The 14,957-nt window shown below is 73.7% G+C and carries 17 protein-coding genes; 10 read left to right on the forward strand and 7 right to left on the reverse strand.

The genetic code is table 11. From position 1 onward, the window contains the following. Positions 1–35 precede the first annotated feature (35 nt). From AA23TX_RS20055 to AA23TX_RS20065, 3 genes are read left to right on the forward strand one after another with little or no spacing between them, the layout of a single operon-like run. Positions 36–380, forward strand: a complete 345-nt coding sequence (locus tag AA23TX_RS20055) for an ArsR/SmtB family transcription factor (RefSeq protein ID WP_155544021.1) — start codon at positions 36–38, stop codon at positions 378–380. Further along, positions 377–808, forward strand: coding sequence for an SRPBCC family protein (locus AA23TX_RS20060; protein ID WP_155544022.1), 432 nt, complete (start codon positions 377–379; stop codon positions 806–808). Before AA23TX_RS20055 ends, AA23TX_RS20060 begins: the two co-directional genes overlap by 4 nt. Further along, positions 805–1,203 carry a YybH family protein gene (locus AA23TX_RS20065; RefSeq protein ID WP_155544023.1) on the forward strand — a complete coding sequence of 133 codons (399 nt, stop codon included), beginning with the start codon at positions 805–807 and terminating at the stop codon, positions 1,201–1,203. The genes AA23TX_RS20060 and AA23TX_RS20065 overlap by 4 nt, the downstream gene beginning before the upstream one ends. Here the strand turns inward: AA23TX_RS20065 and AA23TX_RS20070 are convergent. Continuing rightward, entirely contained in the window at positions 1,175–2,101 is a 927-nt protein-coding gene (locus AA23TX_RS20070; protein WP_155544024.1) for an AraC family transcriptional regulator, read from the reverse strand. The genes AA23TX_RS20065 and AA23TX_RS20070 overlap by 29 nt on opposite strands. Before the next feature lie 81 nt (positions 2,102–2,182). Here AA23TX_RS20070 and AA23TX_RS20075 point away from each other — a divergent pair, with 81 nt between their 5' ends. Both AA23TX_RS20075 and AA23TX_RS20080 read left to right on the forward strand, forming a co-directional pair. Further along, positions 2,183–3,004 (forward strand): NAD(P)H-binding protein, encoded by an 822-nt coding sequence (locus AA23TX_RS20075; RefSeq protein WP_155544025.1) that lies wholly within the window; start codon positions 2,183–2,185, stop codon positions 3,002–3,004. A 17-nt stretch (positions 3,005–3,021) separates the two neighbouring features. Next, positions 3,022–3,471 carry an anthrone oxygenase family protein gene (locus AA23TX_RS20080; RefSeq protein WP_155544026.1) on the forward strand — a complete coding sequence of 150 codons (450 nt, stop codon included), beginning with the start codon at positions 3,022–3,024 and terminating at the stop codon, positions 3,469–3,471. A 1-nt stretch (position 3,472) separates the two neighbouring features. Here AA23TX_RS20080 and AA23TX_RS20085 read toward each other — a convergent pair whose 3' ends face one another. Genes AA23TX_RS20085 through AA23TX_RS20105 form a run of 5 tightly spaced genes read right to left on the reverse strand, consistent with a single transcriptional unit; the run spans position 3,473 to position 7,416 of the window. Further along, positions 3,473–3,958 (reverse strand): GyrI-like domain-containing protein, encoded by a 486-nt coding sequence (locus tag AA23TX_RS20085; protein WP_155544027.1) that lies wholly within the window; start codon positions 3,956–3,958, stop codon positions 3,473–3,475. Beyond that, positions 3,958–4,290, reverse strand: coding sequence for a YciI family protein (locus AA23TX_RS20090; protein WP_155544028.1), 333 nt, complete (start codon positions 4,288–4,290; stop codon positions 3,958–3,960). Before AA23TX_RS20090 ends, AA23TX_RS20085 begins: the two co-directional genes overlap by 1 nt. Further along, positions 4,291–5,055, reverse strand: coding sequence for an alpha/beta fold hydrolase (locus AA23TX_RS20095; protein ID WP_155544029.1), 765 nt, complete (start codon positions 5,053–5,055; stop codon positions 4,291–4,293). Then, complete coding sequence (locus tag AA23TX_RS20100) at positions 5,052–6,326, reverse strand: RNA polymerase sigma factor (RefSeq protein WP_155544030.1); 1,275 nt, start codon at positions 6,324–6,326, stop codon at positions 5,052–5,054. Before AA23TX_RS20100 ends, AA23TX_RS20095 begins: the two co-directional genes overlap by 4 nt. Before the next feature lie 19 nt (positions 6,327–6,345). Then, the gene (locus AA23TX_RS20105; protein ID WP_155544031.1) at positions 6,346–7,416 is read right to left on the reverse strand and encodes a TetR/AcrR family transcriptional regulator; all 1,071 of its coding nucleotides are present in this window, start codon (positions 7,414–7,416) and stop codon (positions 6,346–6,348) included. Between the two features lie 86 nt (positions 7,417–7,502). Between AA23TX_RS20105 and AA23TX_RS20110 the strand changes: the two genes are divergently transcribed. Beyond that, on the forward strand, positions 7,503–8,675 hold the full coding sequence (locus AA23TX_RS20110) for a cytochrome P450 family protein (RefSeq protein WP_155544032.1): 1,173 nt from the start codon (positions 7,503–7,505) through the stop codon (positions 8,673–8,675). Here AA23TX_RS20110 and AA23TX_RS20115 read toward each other — a convergent pair. Then, positions 8,658–9,431: a TetR/AcrR family transcriptional regulator gene (locus tag AA23TX_RS20115; protein ID WP_155544033.1), complete on the reverse strand. Its 774-nt coding sequence runs from the start codon at positions 9,429–9,431 to the stop codon at positions 8,658–8,660. The two genes, AA23TX_RS20110 and AA23TX_RS20115, sit on opposite strands and share 18 nt — an antisense overlap. A gap of 79 nt (positions 9,432–9,510) precedes the next feature. On the opposite strand from AA23TX_RS20115, the gene AA23TX_RS20120 reads away from it, so the two are divergent. From AA23TX_RS20120 to AA23TX_RS20135, 4 genes are all read left to right on the forward strand, one after another. Next, positions 9,511–10,440, forward strand: coding sequence for an ATP-binding cassette domain-containing protein (locus tag AA23TX_RS20120; protein ID WP_155544034.1), 930 nt, complete (start codon positions 9,511–9,513; stop codon positions 10,438–10,440). After that, a complete protein-coding gene (locus AA23TX_RS20125; protein WP_155544035.1) occupies positions 10,437–11,219 on the forward strand; it encodes an ABC transporter permease in 783 nt (260 codons plus the stop codon). The genes AA23TX_RS20120 and AA23TX_RS20125 overlap by 4 nt, the downstream gene beginning before the upstream one ends. 71 nt (positions 11,220–11,290) lie before the next feature. After that, entirely contained in the window at positions 11,291–13,765 is a 2,475-nt protein-coding gene (locus AA23TX_RS20130; RefSeq protein ID WP_196425387.1) for an SCO1167/SCO6262 family helicase, read from the forward strand. Further along, positions 13,762–14,877 (forward strand): SWIM zinc finger family protein, encoded by a 1,116-nt coding sequence (locus AA23TX_RS20135; protein ID WP_155544036.1) that lies wholly within the window; start codon positions 13,762–13,764, stop codon positions 14,875–14,877. Before AA23TX_RS20130 ends, AA23TX_RS20135 begins: the two co-directional genes overlap by 4 nt. Positions 14,878–14,957: the final 80 nt, after the last annotated feature.

Consider the following 14,957-nt stretch of genomic DNA (forward strand, 5'->3'; position numbering starts at 1 on the left):
TTGACTATTGGCATCGACCGCGCATACTTAAGTGCATGCTTGACCATGAGCTGGACCTGGTGTTCCGCGCCCTGGGCGATCGGACGCGGCGGGCGCTGGTGGAGCGACTCGTGCGCGGGCCGGCGTCGGTCAGCGAGCTCGCCGAGCCGCTGACCATGTCGCTCGCCGCCGTCGTGCAGCATCTGCAGGTCCTCGAGGCCGCCGGGATCGTGCGGTCGGAGAAGGCCGGCCGCGTCCGCACCTGCCGGATCGAACCGGAGATGCTGCGCGCCGGCGAGCACTGGCTGGGCCGGCAGCGCACCACGTGGGAGAGCAGGCTCGACCGGCTCGGCGACTTCCTCGCCGAGCCGCCCGATCCCTCGGAAGGGAGCACGACATGACCGTCAAGCACGCCACGTTCACGCTCGAACGCACCTACCCCGTTCCCCCGGCGCGGGTGTTCGCCGCGTGGTCGGACCCGGACGCCAAGACCCGGTGGTTCGTCCCCAGCGGGACCCACGAGCTGGACTTCCGCGTCGGCGGCCGGGAGACGGTCGAGGCCGCGGGCCCGGACGGCACGCCGTTGTCGGTGCTCTCGCTCTACCACGACATCGTGCCGGACCAGCGGATCGTCTACTCCACGACGCTGAGCGGCGGGGACGCGCTCGCCACGGTCTCGATCACGACGGTGGAGCTGATCGCCGACGGCGACGGCACCCGCCTGGTCCTGACCGAGCAGGACACCCTCCTCGACGACGCCGAGAAACCGGAGTGGCGCGAGCAGGGCACCGGCGACTGGCTGGACCGGCTCGGCGAGGAGCTGAAATGACCCCGGAGCTGCTCGTCGAATCCCGGGTCGCGGCCGTCGCGGCGAAGGACGTCGAGACGCTGGTGGCCCAGTACGCCGAGGACGTCACGCTGTTCGACGCGCTCGGCCCGTTGCGCGACACCGGCCAGGACGTCGAACGCGCCCGGCTGCGGGAGTGGTTCGGCGCTTACCGCTCCACGATCGACCTGCGGATCGAGGACCTCGAGGTGGTCGCCGACGGCGCGGTCGCGTTCGCTCACTACCTGTTCCAGGTCCGCGGCACGATGACCGACGACACCGTCGTGGACATGTGGGTGCGCGCCACCGTCGGGTTCCGCCGGGGCGAGGACGGCTGGAAGATCGTCCACGAGCACAGTTCCGTGCCGTTCACGCCGTCCGGTACCGCTGGGGACTGACGCCGAACTCGCGTTTGAAGGCCGCGCTGAGGGCGAACGCGCTGCCGTAGCCGACCTGGTGGGCGACCGCGCCGATGGTGGCGTCCGGTTGCTGGCGCAGCAGGTCCGCGGCGAGCGCGAGCCGCCAGCCGGCGAGGTAGGCCATCGGTGTCTCGCCGACCGTCGTGGCGAAGCGCCGGGCCAGCGCGGCGCGGGAGACGCCGGTGTCGGCGGCGAGCTTGGCGACGGTCCACGGCTCGCCTGGCTGGTGCTGCAGCAGCCGCAACGCCTGTCCGACGACCGGGTCGTCGTGGGCGCGGTACCAGGCGGGCGCGTCGGTGTCGGGCCGGTCGAACCACGCGCGCAGCGCGGCGATCAGCAGCAGGTCGAGCAGCCGGTCGAGGACGGCCTCCTGCCCGGGCACGTCCCGGCCGATCTCCCCGGCGAGCAGCCCGACCAGCGGGGTCGGCCAGTCGGCCGCCCGCAGCACGATCAGCGTCGGCAGCGCGGCCAGGAGCTTCTTGCTGATCTCGCCTTCCATGCCGTAGGTGCCGGTGAGCAGCACGACCGGGCCGCCGGTGCCCCAGGTGCGGACGCCGAGGTCGGCGTACGCGGTGAGGTGCCCGCCGTCGGGGGTGCGGCACTCCTGGCCGGGCAGGATCAGCGCCTGCGGCGGCGTCGCGGGGTGGTCGGCGACCAGGTACGGGTCGGGACCGCGGGCGATCGCGACATCGCCTTCGCCCAGCAGGACGCTCTCGCCGTCGTCCGGGACGATCCACGCTTCGCCGCGCACGACCGACACGACGGTCAACGGTGCTTGGTCCGCGATCCGCAGCGACCACGGCGGTGTCAGCACCGAGCGCAGCAGGAACGCGCCGTGGGCGCGGGGGCCGTCGAGGAGCGCGGCGAGCGGGTCCATGCCCGAAGTGTAGACGCTGGAACATGCCATCGAGGCTGTGAACTATGGAGAGTCTCACCGGCAGCCGGTTGACTCAGGGCCATGACAACGAACTTCCTGGTGGTGGGCGGCACCGGCAAGACCGGGCGCCGCGTGGCGGACCGGCTGCGGGAGCGCGGCCTGCCGGTGCGGATCACGTCGCGGCGCGGGGCGCCGCCGTTCGACTGGACCGACCGTGAGACCTGGGCACCAGCGCTGAAGGGCGTCGACGCCGTCTACCTGACCTACTACCCCGATCTGGTGGTGCCCGAGGCGGCCGCCGACATCCGCGCGTTCGCCGAACTGGCCGTGGCGCAGGGCGTCGGGCACCTGGTGCTGCTTTCCGGTCGCGGCGAGGAGGAAGCCGAGGCGTGCGAACGGATCGTCGCCGGCGCGGGCACCGGCTGGACGGTCCTGCGGTGCAGCTGGTTCGCGCAGAACTTCAGCGAGCACTTCCTGCTCGACGCCGTGCGCGGCGGGGAGATCGCGCTGCCGGCGGGCACGGTCACCGAGCCGTTCGTCGACGTCCGCGACATCGCCGACGTCGCGGTGAAGGTGCTGACCGAGCCGGGCCACACGGGACGGCTGTACGAGCTGACCGGGCCGCGGCTGCTGAGCTTCGCCGACGCGGCCGCCGATATTGCGGCCGCGTCCGGGCGGGATGTCCGCTATGTTCCGGTTTCCGCGCAGGAGTACGCCGCCGCGGCCGTCGAGTACGGCGTGCCGGAAGAAGAGGCCGGGGCGCTGACCGAGCTGTTCGCGCGAGTGCTCGACGGCCGCAACGAGTCGGTGACGCACGACGTCGAGCGAGTGCTGGGGCGACCGGCGACGGATTTCCGGGACTTCGCGCGGGACGCGGCGGCGACCGGGGTCTGGGCCCGGTGAAGGGGAAGGAGAGACCGATGTCCACTGTGGTGCTGGTGGCCGCGCTCGTCGCGGCCGGATTGCTCGCCGGGTTGTTCTACGCCTACGCGTGCTCGGTGATGCCGGGTCTGGCGCGGGGCGACGACAAGACGTTCGTCGAGGCGATGCGCGGGATCAACGTCGCGATCGTCAACCCGGTCTTCATGCTGACGTTCCTGGGCGCGCCGCTCTTGGCGGGGGTGGCGATCTTCCTGAACCCCGGGCCGCGGCCGTGGGTGATCGCCGGGTTCGCGTGCCTGGTGGCGGTGCTGGTGATCACCGGGGCGCTGAACATCCCGCTCAACAACGCGCTGGAGTCCGGCGGGGACGACTTCGCGGTGGTGCGCGCGCACTTCGAAGCGGCGTGGGTGCGCTGGAACGTGCTGCGCGCGGTGGCGAGCACGGCGGGGTTCGGCTGCCTGGTGGCCGCCGTGCTCACCAGGAACTGAGTCAGTCCGCGAGGCGGAAGAGCAGGTCGGTGACCCACTGGCTCGGGTCGGGCACCTCCAGGGGGTTGGTGCGCAGGACTTCCAGGCGGCCACCCCACTCTTCGCCGTCCGCGCTCTCGGTCACGTCCCAGGTGAGGCCCTCGTCGGCGCCCCAGGCCAGGACCTCCGCGGTGGCGGCGGCCAGGCCGTCGGGGGCGCCGACGTAGGTGTCGAGGACGTATTTCCCGGCCGGGACGTCGCCGAGGAACGCGGGTGCGGCGGGGGCGAACTCGCCGTCGACCGGGACGCCGGCCTCGACGGTGAACCGCGGGCCGGGGTGCAGCACGCGGTAGCGGAAGAACGGCGCTCCGGCCGGGACGATCCCGTGGCCGGCGAGGGTGCCGATGAGCGGCGGCAGCCGGTCGGCGATGCGCGGGAACTCCTCGATCCCGACGGTGGCGCGCTCGGCGACGTAGCGCTGGGCCGGTCGGTCCACTATGGACGGCATCAGGGTTCCTCCGGGACGAAGATCGGGCGGACCTCGATACTGCCGTAGGTCGCGGCGGGGTGCTTGGCCGCGATCTCGAGGGCTTCGTCGAGGTCGTCGGCTTCGAGGACGACGTAGCCGCCGATCTGTTCCTTGGCCTCGGTGAACGGGCCGTCGGTGAGCAGCACTTCCCCGTCGCGGACGCGGATCGTGGTGGCTTCCGACGGTGGGCGCAGGCCGCCTCCGCCGTGGATCTTGCCGCGGCGGGCCAGGTCCTCGCCCCAGCCGTCGCACCCGTCGTACTGGTGGGACTCGGCGGTTTCGTCGCCGGCGATCATCAGCAGGTACCGCATTCAGCGTCCTTCCAGTACTTCGCGCAGGCGCGCGGCGAAAGCTTCCGGCTCGGTGGCGAACCCGCCGTGGTCACCGGGGAACTCCGCGGCCGTGAGGCCGAGGTCGGCGGCGAGCCCGAGGCCGGTTTCGTGGGCCGTCGTCCCGCCGGACTTCTCGCCGACGGCGACGACCAGTCGCGCGGACGTCGCCCGGAGGGCGCCGAGATCGGGTTCGTAGGCGCCGGTGGCGGCCATCAGGTGCCGGAAGAAGTAGGTGAAATTGCCTTCGCCGCGCGGGTCGAGTGGTGGCGCGGGGTCGACGCCCACGAGGGCCATGAACGCGGGGAAGGCGGCGTCGAGGCCGTTCTCGCGGAACAGCGCCGGGATGTCGGGGCCGTCGAGGGCCGCGGCGGGCAGGTAACGGCTGACCGGCGGTTCGTGCAGCACGACCGTGCGGACGTCACCGGGGTGGCGCACGACGTGGTCGAGCATGGTGATGGCGCCGCCGCTGCTGGCGAACACGTCCGCGGGGCCGACTTCGGCGAGCAGCCGGTGCACGTCGTCGGCGTGCTCGCGGATGACGTCGTCCCCCGGCTCCCCGTCGAGGGGGCTGCGGCCGAGGCCGCGCGGGTCGAACGTGACGACAGTGTGGTCCTCGGCCAGCACCGGCCGAATGTGGGTGAACACGGCGGCGTCGGCGGGGCCGCCGGGGACCAGCAGCAGCACCGGGCCGCGGCCGGTGACGTCGTAGGTGAGGGTGGCGCCGGGGACGGCGAGGGTGGTCATGGGCTTTCCTCCGGTGGTCGGGGTTCGCCCGACCGACGAACGGGATCGGCCGGGACCGACACCGCTTCGGAGATTCTTCGCGTGAGGTAGGCGCGCTCGGCGTCGGTGGGCGCGAGATCGCGGGCGGTCGCGCACCACTCGGCGGCTTCGGCGTGGCGACCGAGGCGGCGGAGGAAGTCGGCGCGGGTGGCGGGCAGCAGGTGGTAGCCGTCCATGGTCAGGTCGTCGAGCAGCGCGAGCCCGGCGAGGGGGCCGTCGGCCATGCCCACGGCGACGGCCCGGTTCAGCTCGACGACGGCGCTGGGGACGTGCTTGCGCAGTTCGCCGTAGAGGCCGGCGATCTGCGCCCAGTCGGTGTCGGCGGGCCGGGCGGCCGTGGCGTGGCAGGCGGCGATGGCGGCCTGGATCTGGTACGGCCCCGGTCGTCGCCGGCGCAGCGCGGTCTCCAGGATCCGGGTGCCTTCGGCGATTTCGCCCGCGTCCCAGCGGGTGCGGTCCTGTTCCTCGAGCGGGACGAGCTCGCCGTCGGCGCCCGCTCGGGTGGCGCGGCGGGCGTGCTGCAGGAGCAGCAACGCGAGCAGCCCGAGGACCTCGGGCTCGTCGGGCATGAGCTGCGCCAGGACGCGGGCGAGCCGGACGGCTTCGGCGGCGAGGTCGGGGCGCAGCAGGTCGGGCCCGGCGCTGGCGGAGTAGCCCTCGTTGAACGTCAGGTACAGCACGCCGAGGACGGCGGCGGTGCGTTCGGGCAGCAGGTGCGCGGGCGGGACGCGGTAGGGGATGCCGGCGTGGCGGATCTTGCGCTTCACCCGCACCAGCCGCTGGGACATCGTCGCTTCCGGGACGAGGAAGGCGCGGGCGATCTCGGCGGTGGACAGCCCCGCCAGGGTGCGCAGCGCGAGCGCGACCTGGGCTTCGGTGGCCAGTGCCGGGTGGCAGCAGGTGAAGATGAGCCGCAGCCGGTCGTCGGTGACGCCGCTGTCGTCGCTGTCGGGTTCTTCGCGGACGTGCATCTGGGCGGCCTCCCGGAGCTTGGCGGCGCCGGCGGTCTCGCGGCGGAGCCGGTCGGTGGCACGGTTGCGGGCGGCGGTGGTCAGCCAGGCGCCGGGCCGCTTCGGGACACCGTCGCGGGGCCACGTGCGCAGGGCGAGGGCGAAGGCCTCCTGGGCGCACTCCTCGGCGAGGTCCCAGTCGCCGGTGATCCGGATGAGCGTGGCCACGACCTGGCCCCACTCCTCGCGGAACGCCTCCGCGACCGCGCTCTCGACGTCCACCGCTGCTCCTCCCGCCGGGTCACCCACCCGACGAACGGCCGGGCCCGGGACCGACCGCCGCCGCGTGACAGGCGCCGAATCCCTCGGCGCGCACGACGACGCGGCCGCCTTCGACGCGGACGGCCGTCTCGGTGGCGTCGCTGACCGCGGTGACGCCGGCAGCCGCGGCGAGCTCGCCGGTGGTGTCGCAGACGAGCCGCAGGCGGGGCCGCTGCGGGGGCTTGATCGCCTGGTCGAGGCAGCCGCGCAGGTCGGCGACGGCGAGCCGGGCCAGCGGGGCGAGTTCGCCGGGGTCGCTGGTGACGAGCACGGCGGTGACGTCGGCGCCGGTGCGGACGGCCTCTTCGAAGGCCGCGGCGCGGTGCAGGCCGAGGATGGTGACGACGCCGTCGCCGGGCCGGAACGGTTCGCCGGTGAGCAGGTCGGTGACCGTCGGCGGGGTCCACGGCTCGTCGGCGGGCCGGGGCTGGCTCGTGATCGGCGGGACCGCCGGCCAGTCGTCGTCGAGGTCCAGGTCGAGCAGCGCGGTGCAGGCGGCGACGATGTGGAAGGGCTCGCCGAAGCCGGGTGCGGCGGCGGCGAGCTGGCTCGCGCCGTGCAGCGTGGTGAGGGCGGCTTCGGCGACGCGGACCAGGCGCTGTCCCGGGCGCGTCCGTTCCAGGGCGAGCCCGAGCAGGATGGCGTCGACGCGCATGAGCTGTGCGAACGGCCGGCGCGTGTGCTCGTCGGCAAGGATCTCGGGCAGCAGGTCGCGGCCGAGGCGGGCGTCGCCGCTGTCGCTGTCGGTGGCCAGGGGCAGGCGGGCGACCCAGGCGCGGGCGAACGCGGCCAGGACGTCGGCCGCACTCGGATCCGGCGGCGGGGTGGCGTAGCGGGGCGCGCGTTCGGCGAGGTCGGCCAGTACCGCGAAGTACAGGGCCCGTTTGCCGGGGAAGTTGGAGTAGACCGCGCCGCGGGTGAGCTCGGCGCGTTCGGCGATGACGTCGATCTTCGCCTCGCGGAAGCCGCGTCCGGCGAACTCGTCGCGGGCGGCGGAGAGGACCTTCGCGCGGTTGCGTTCCTGGGTCTCGGTCCTGCTGAGCCTGACCATCGTCCTCCTTGCCGCGGCGTCGGGAGTCAAGATACCGTGACCACTGAGATGATTAGAACATCTGATCTGAACATGTGGAGTGGCGGATGACCCCCGAGATCGACCTGACCGACTTCAAGGTCCTGACTGACCCGTTCACCGCCTACGACCAGGCACGGGAGACGAGTGCGCTGGCCAAGCTCGTCATCCCCGGCTTCGGCCCGTTCTGGGCGCTGACCCGCTACACCCAGGCGCGCGCGATGCTGGCCGACCCGCGCTTCGAGGTCCGGGCCGAGAGCTTCATGCGCCCGCCCGGCATCCCCGAGCACTGTCTCGAGTACCTGCGGACGATGGCCGAGCAGGACGGGCCCGAGCACCTGCGGCTGCGCCGGCTCGTGGCACCGGCGTTCACCCCGAAGCGCGCCGCCCAGCTGCGCCCGCGGCTGGCGGTCCTCACCGAACGGCTGCTCGACGAGCTGCCCGCCCACGCCGAAGACGGCGTCGTCGACCTGATCCCGCACTTCGCGCGGCCGCTGCCGATGGACGTCATCTGCGAGCTGGCCGGCATCCCGGACATCGACCGGCCGCGCTGGCGGGAGTACGGCGCCGCGGTCGCCAGTGGCATGGGCGCGGACTTCGCCGCCGCGATCCCGGAGATCATCGCGGGCGCGCGGGACGCGGTCGCGCGCAGCCGGGCCGAACCGGGCGACGACCTCATCGGCGACCTCGTACGCGCCGAGGACGACGACCGGCTCACCGACACCGAGCTGGTCACGCTGGTCTGGCACCTCGTGCTGGCCGGTCAGACGCCGGTGAACTTGATCGCGAACGCCGTCGAAGCCCTGCTACGGCACCCGGACCAGCTCGCGGCCCTGCGCGCGGACCCGGCGTTGTGGCCGGGCGCGGTCGAGGAGCTGATGCGCTTCTGCAGCCCGCAGCTGCTGACGACGCCGCGGTTCGCGCGGGAAGACGTCGAGATCGACGGGCAGCTGATCCGTGCGGGCGAGCGCGTGACGGCCGCGATGGTGGCCGCCGACCGCGACCCGCGCGCGTTCGCCGATCCGGACCGGCTCGACGTCACCCGCGATGGGCCGGCGCAGCTGGGGTTCTCCCACGGCCCGCACTTCTGCCTGGGCGCGTCGATCGCCCGGGTGGAGACGGAGGTGGCGCTTTCGGCGCTGTTTTCCCGCTTCCCGGATCTCGCGCTGGCCGTCGACGACGTGCCGCGAGCGCCCGACGGCGGGACCTGGCGCCCCGCGAAGCTACCGCTGACGCTCTGACACCAGCGCCTCGATGCCGTCCAGGATGCGGGCGAGGCCGAAGCGGAAGGTGTAGGCCGGGTCTTCGGCGGCGTTGTGGGCTTCGCCCGCGGCCTGGCCGACGCGGGAGGCCAGGGGGTAGTGCGCCGCGTCGGCGGCCGGGATGCCGGCCAGCACCGGCGCGGCGCGCTCCCACCACTGGGCGTCGGTCATGCCGCTGGTGCGGACCAGCCGGGCGGCGTCGAGGGAGCTGCGCGCGGTGGTGCGGACCAGGCCGGTGACCAGGGTGACGGCGGCGTCCATCTCGACGTCGTCGAGCCCGATGCCGTCGACCGCGCGCAGCTCGTGTTCGTACTTGGCGAAGCTGTGCGGGCCCAGCGTCGACCGGCTGGTGGTGACCTGCAGCAGCCAGGGGTGGCGGTGGAAGAGCGCCCACAGGTCGTCGGCGATCGCCGTCAGCGCCGCGCGCCAGCCGAGGTCCGGGTCGGGGACCGGCAGCTCGCCGTGGACGTGGTCGATCATCAGGTCCAGCAGCTCGGCCCGGCCCGGCACGTAGGTGTAGAGCGACATGGGGGAGACCCCGAGCTGCTCGGCGACGCGGCGGATGGTGACGGCGTCGATGGTGTCGGCGTCGGCCAGCGCGACCGCCGAGCGGACGACGTCGGCCGTGGTCAGCTTCGGTTTCGGGCCGCGCCGCGGGGCCCCCGGGACGCCCCAGAGCAGCTCGATCGCCCGTCGCGGGTCGCCGCCGTTCTCCTCCGTGCTCACGCCGGTCATTCTGCCCACCTGATTTTCGTACGCCGTACAGAGTTGTGCTAACCTCTTCTTCGTACAATGTACAGAGTTAAGGGGGAGGATGACTCCGCAGATCCACGCCGAGGGACTTCGCAAGCGCTACGGCGACGCGTACGCCCTTGACGGCTTCGCTCTCTCGGTCCCGGCGGGCTCGCTGCACGGCCTGCTCGGACCCAACGGCGCCGGCAAGACCACGGCCGTCCGCGTGCTGTCCACGCTCCTGCGTCACGACGGCGGCACCGCGCGCGTCGCCGGCTTCGACGTCGCCACTGAATCAGCGAAAGTGCGGTCCTCGATCGGGGTGGTCGGTCAGCAGGCCGCCGTCGACGAGCTGCTGTCCGGACGCCAGAACCTGGTGCTGTTCGGCCGGCTGCACCACCTGGGCCGGCGCGAGGCCACCCGCCGCGCCGACGACCTCCTGGAGAGGTTCGGCCTCGCCGGCACCGGGGCGAAGCCGGTCTCGGCCTACTCCGGTGGCATGCGGCGGCGGCTGGACCTGGCCGCGTCGCTGCTGGCCACCCCGCGGGTGCTGTTCCTCGACGAGCCGACGACCGGGCTGGACCCGCGCAGCCGCGTCGAGGTCTGGCGGGCGGTGCGGTCCCTGGTCGCCGACGGCACGACCGTCCTGCTCACGACCCAGTACCTGGAGGAAGCCGACCGGCTGGCCGACCGCATCTCGCTGGTGGAACACGGGCGCGTGATCGCCGAGGGCACGCCGGCCGAGCTGAAGGGCTCGCTCGGGGCGACCCGGATCGAGCTGGTGCTGACCGACCCGGACGCCGCCGGCGCGGCGGCGGCGCTGCTGGCCCGGGTCACCGGCGGCGAGCCGGTCACCGAGGAGCTGCGGGTGAGCGCACCGGCCGAGCCGTCGATGCTGACCGACGTCGTCCGCGAGCTGGCCGCGACCGAGCTGGCGTTCGCCGACGTCGCGCTGCGGCATCCGACGCTCGACGAAGTGTTCCTGGAGCTGACGGGGAAGGTGTCGCGATGAGGTGGGCGGTCGAAGACGGGTGGACGCTCACGCAGCGGTACCTCGCCCACCTGGCCCGGCGGCCGGCCCGGCTGGCCACCGTCGTGGCGTTCCCGATCCTGATGGTGCTGATCTTCGCCTACCTGCTCGGCGGCGGGATGACCGTGCCCGGCGGCGGGTCCTACCGCGAGTTCCTGATGCCGGGGATGTTCGCGATGACGATGGCGTTCGGGCTGTCGGGGACGATGATCGCGGTGCTGGACGACGCCGCGAAGGGCGTCACCGACCGGTTCCGGTCGCTGCCGATGGCGCCGTCGGCGGTGCTGACCGGCCGGGTGGCGGCGGACCTGGTGAACGCGGCCCTCGCCCTGGCGGTGCTGATCGGCTGCGGGTTCGCCGTCGGCTGGCGGCCCCACGGCAGCCTGGCCGAGACCGTGGCGGCGTTCGCGTTGCTGCTCCTGCTGCGCACGGCGCTGGTGTGGGCCGGGATCTACCTGGGCCTGCTGACGACCGACCCGGCGATGGTGACGCTCGCGCAGACCCTCGAATTCCCGTTCGGGTTCCTCTCCAGCGCGTTCGTGGCGACCGCGACGATGCCGGCGTGGCTGGGAACCGCGGCGGAGTGGAACCCGTTGTCCTCCACGGTGACGGCGGCGCGGGTGCTGTTCGGCAACCCGGGCGCGGCCGGGACGTCCTGGGTGAGCACGCACTCCGTGCTGATGGCGGTGGGGTGGCCGCTGGTGCTGCTCGCGGTGTTCGTGCCGCTGTCCGTGCGTCGATACAGGAGGCTGGGGAACTGAAGATCGACTTTCGGCCGGGCGAACCGCCGCGAGCGGGACGTCTGGTCATCGACGGCCGGGTGCTGTCCATTGTGGATGGATTGCCGGAGCTGCTGGGCGGCACCGACGGGTTCTGGGCGACCGCGGCGCAGGCCGCGCTGCGCCTGGTCGCGGCGGGACGGCTGCTGCCGGGCGTCACCGAGGCCGGCCACGACGCCTGGCGCGTCGGACCCCTCGAGCCGGCGGAAGCCGCGTGGCTGCGGGATCTCGCGGCCGCGATGCCGGTCGACGAGCGGGCACCGGGCCCGCTGCTGCGGGCGTTCCTCGACGCCGTCGCCGACACACTGCCCCGCACGCCCGCCGCGGCGAAGGCAACCGGGACGCGGTTGTTCGCCGCCGTCGCGCCGCAGCGCGCGGAGTCCGTGCGGGACTGGGCCGGCGAACTGGCCGCCGGCCTCGACTCGGGCATCCGGGTGTCCCTGCGGATCGAAGCGCCCGGCGGCTTCGACACCGGCCGCTTCCACGCCGTCGTCCAGGTGCACAGCCTCGCCGACCCGGGTCAGGTCGCCGACGCGGCGCAGCTGTGGGAGACCGGGCGGTTCGGGCCGCGGGCGCGCATCGACGTCGTGCTGGCGCTGCGGCGCGGCGCGCAGGTGTGGCCCGCGCTGAGCCCGTTGCTCACCTCGGCGGTGCCGGACGACCTGGTCTTGGGCGAAGACGACGTGACCGAGCTGGTCGCGTCCGCGGCCCCGCGGCTGGCGGCGGTGGGCATCGACGTGCACTGGCCGGCGGAGCTGGCGGGGTCGCTGACCGCGCGGGCCGTGGTGAATGCCGGGGACGCGCCGGATGACCTGCCGTCGTTCTTCGGCGGCGGCCGGGCGCTGGAGTTCGACTGGCAGCTCGCCCTGGGCGGCGAGGTGCTGAGCGAGGCGGAGCTGGACGCGCTCGCCGAGGCCCGCCGCCCGGTGGTGCGGCTGCGCGACCGCTGGGTGCTGGTCGACCCGGCGCTGGCGGCGAAGGCACGCGAGCGGACACTCAAGCCGCTCACCCCGGTCGACGCGCTGGGCGCGGTGCTGACCGGGACCACCGAGGTCGACGGCGAGCCGGTCGAGGTCGTCACCGAAGGCTGGCTCGCGCGGCTGCAGGAACGCCTGTCCGCACCGCCGGAACCGCAGGCACCGCCGGCCGGGCTGGCCGCGACGCTGCGGGACTATCAGCTGCGCGGCCTGCAGTGGCTGGCCACGGTGACCGGCCTGGGCCTCGGCGGCTGTCTCGCCGACGACATGGGCCTCGGCAAGACGGTCACGCTGATCGCGCTGCACCTGCACCGCGCTTCGGGGGCGACTCTCGTGGTCTGCCCGGCGTCGCTGCTGGGCAACTGGGAACGCGAGATCCGCCGGTTCGCCCCGGGCGTGCCGGTGCGGCGTTTCCACGGCGGCGCGCGCTCGCTCGAGGACCTCGACGGATTCGTGCTCACCACCTACGGCACGCTGCGTGCCGATCCCGCGCCCCTGGCCGGGATCCGGTGGGGTCTGCTGGTCGCCGACGAGGCCCAGCACGTCAAGAACCACCGGTCGGGCACGGCGAAGGCGCTGCGGCTGGTGCCCGCGGCCGCGCGGGTCGCGCTGACCGGCACGCCGGTGGAGAACACGCTCTCGGAGCTGTGGGCGATCCTCGACTGGTCGGCGCCGGGCCTGCTGGGTTCGCTCGGCGAGTTCCGGACGCGCTGGGCGAAGCCAATCGAGGCCGGGGACGCCGCCGCGGCCGAACGGCTTTCGCGGTTGATGCGGCCGTTCCTGTTGCGGCGCCGCAAGTCCGACCCGGGGATCGCGCCGGAGCTGCCGGCGAAGACCGAGACCGACCGGCCGGTGGCGCTGAGCCCGGAGCAGGCGGCGCTGTACGAGGCGGTCGTGCGGGAGATGATGGCCGGCATCGCCGCGAGCGACGGGATGGCGCGGCGCGGGCGGATCGTCAAGCTGCTGACCGCGCTCAAGCAGATCTGCAACCATCCGGCGCAGTACCTCAAGGCACCCGGCGGCCGCTCCGGCAAGCTGGAACTGCTCGACGAACTGCTCGACACCATCCTCGCCGAAGACGGCGCGGTGCTGGTGTTCACCCAGTACGTCGCCATGGCCCGGCTGCTGGAGCAGCACCTGGCCGCCCGCGGGATCGGCACGCTGCTGCTGCACGGCGGTACCCCGGTCGCGCGGCGCGAAGAGCTCGTCGAGCGGTTCCAGGCCGGTGAGGTGCCGGTGTTCCTGTTGTCGCTCAAGGCGGCGGGCACCGGGCTGAACCTCACGCGCGCCGACCACGTCGTGCACTTCGACCGCTGGTGGAACCCGGCGGTGGAGGACCAGGCGACCGACCGGGCGTACCGGATCGGGCAGACCCGGCCGGTGCAGGTGCACCGGCTCGTCGCCGAGGGAACGGTCGAGGACCGGATCGCGGCGATGCTGCGGGAGAAGCGGGCGCTGGCCGACGCGGTGCTGGCCGGCGGCGAGGCGGCGTTGACGGAACTGACCGACACCGAGCTCGCGGAGCTCGTCGAGCTGAGGAGCCGCGGATGAGCGAGGACCTGGTGCGCGGTTTCCCCGCGTTCGGGGCCGCCGGGGCGCGGGGGCGCTTCGCGAAGTCGTGGTGGGGCCGGGCGTGGCTGAGCGCGATGGAGGACACCGCGCTGGACCTGCGTCAGCTCAAGGCGGGCCGCCGGTACGCCGCGGCCGGGCTGGTCGGGCCGATCACGGTGAGCCCGGGCCGGATCGCGGCGACGGTGGACGACGACAGTGACGTCGACGGTGGCCCGTTCCGCACCGAGCTGCGGCTGGCCGAACTGTCCGAAGTGGACTGGACGCGGTTCCTCGACCGGGTCGCCGCACGCGCGGGACACCTGGCGGCCCTGCTGGACCGGGACATGCCGCCCGACCTGGTGGCCGCGGCCGACGACGCCGGCGTCCACCTGCTGCCGGGGATCGGCGACCTGGACCCGGAGTGCGACTGCGCGGGCTGGGAGCTGCCGTGCCGGCACGCGGCGGCGTTGTCGTTCCAGGCGTCGTGGCTGCTGGACGCCGACCCGTTCGTGCTGCTGCTGATGCGCGGCAAGGGCGAACGGGAGATCCGCGACGAGCTGGAGAGCCGCACGGCGCCGCGCGAGGACCTGGTCGTCGAGGACCGGACGCCCGGAGAGCTGCCGGACCTGGCCGGGTTCCGGCCGTCGGGCGCACCGTCGATCCCGTCCGCGCCCGGCATGCCCGCGGAGGCGTTCGCGCTGCTGGCCGCGAACGCGTCGGCTCAGGCCCGGGCGCTGCTGGTGGGCGAGCCATGGCCGGGACAGCGGCAGGACACGATCCGGCTGGCTTCCGCGTTTCCCACGGTGGCTTCGCGGCTGGGCGAAGGACCCGGGTTCGAACGGGCCGTCGCGGCGTGGACGCACGGCGGGCGCGCGGGCCTCGAGGTGCTGGACGCGCCGTGGACACCGCCGAAAGCGGCGCTGGCCGCCGCGCGGTCCGCGCTCGCCGACGTCACCGACGACGAGCCGGTGTTCGACCGCAACCGGTGCACGGCCGGGGAGGTGCAGGTGCGGCTGGACCGCCGGGGCCGGTGGCACCCGTACCGGCGCGAAGGCGGCGAGTGGTGGCCCGCGGGCCCGCCCGAACTCGATCCGGGACTGCTTCTCGGCTGAGGCCTCCGCGGGGGCTTCTTCTGGGGCTTCTTCACGCGGTGAACCCGCGTTCGGCCAGGGATTTTCGTTGGATCACGCCG

The sequence above is a fragment of the Amycolatopsis camponoti genome, assembly GCF_902497555.1.
GTDB lineage: Bacteria > Actinomycetota > Actinomycetes > Mycobacteriales > Pseudonocardiaceae > Amycolatopsis > Amycolatopsis camponoti.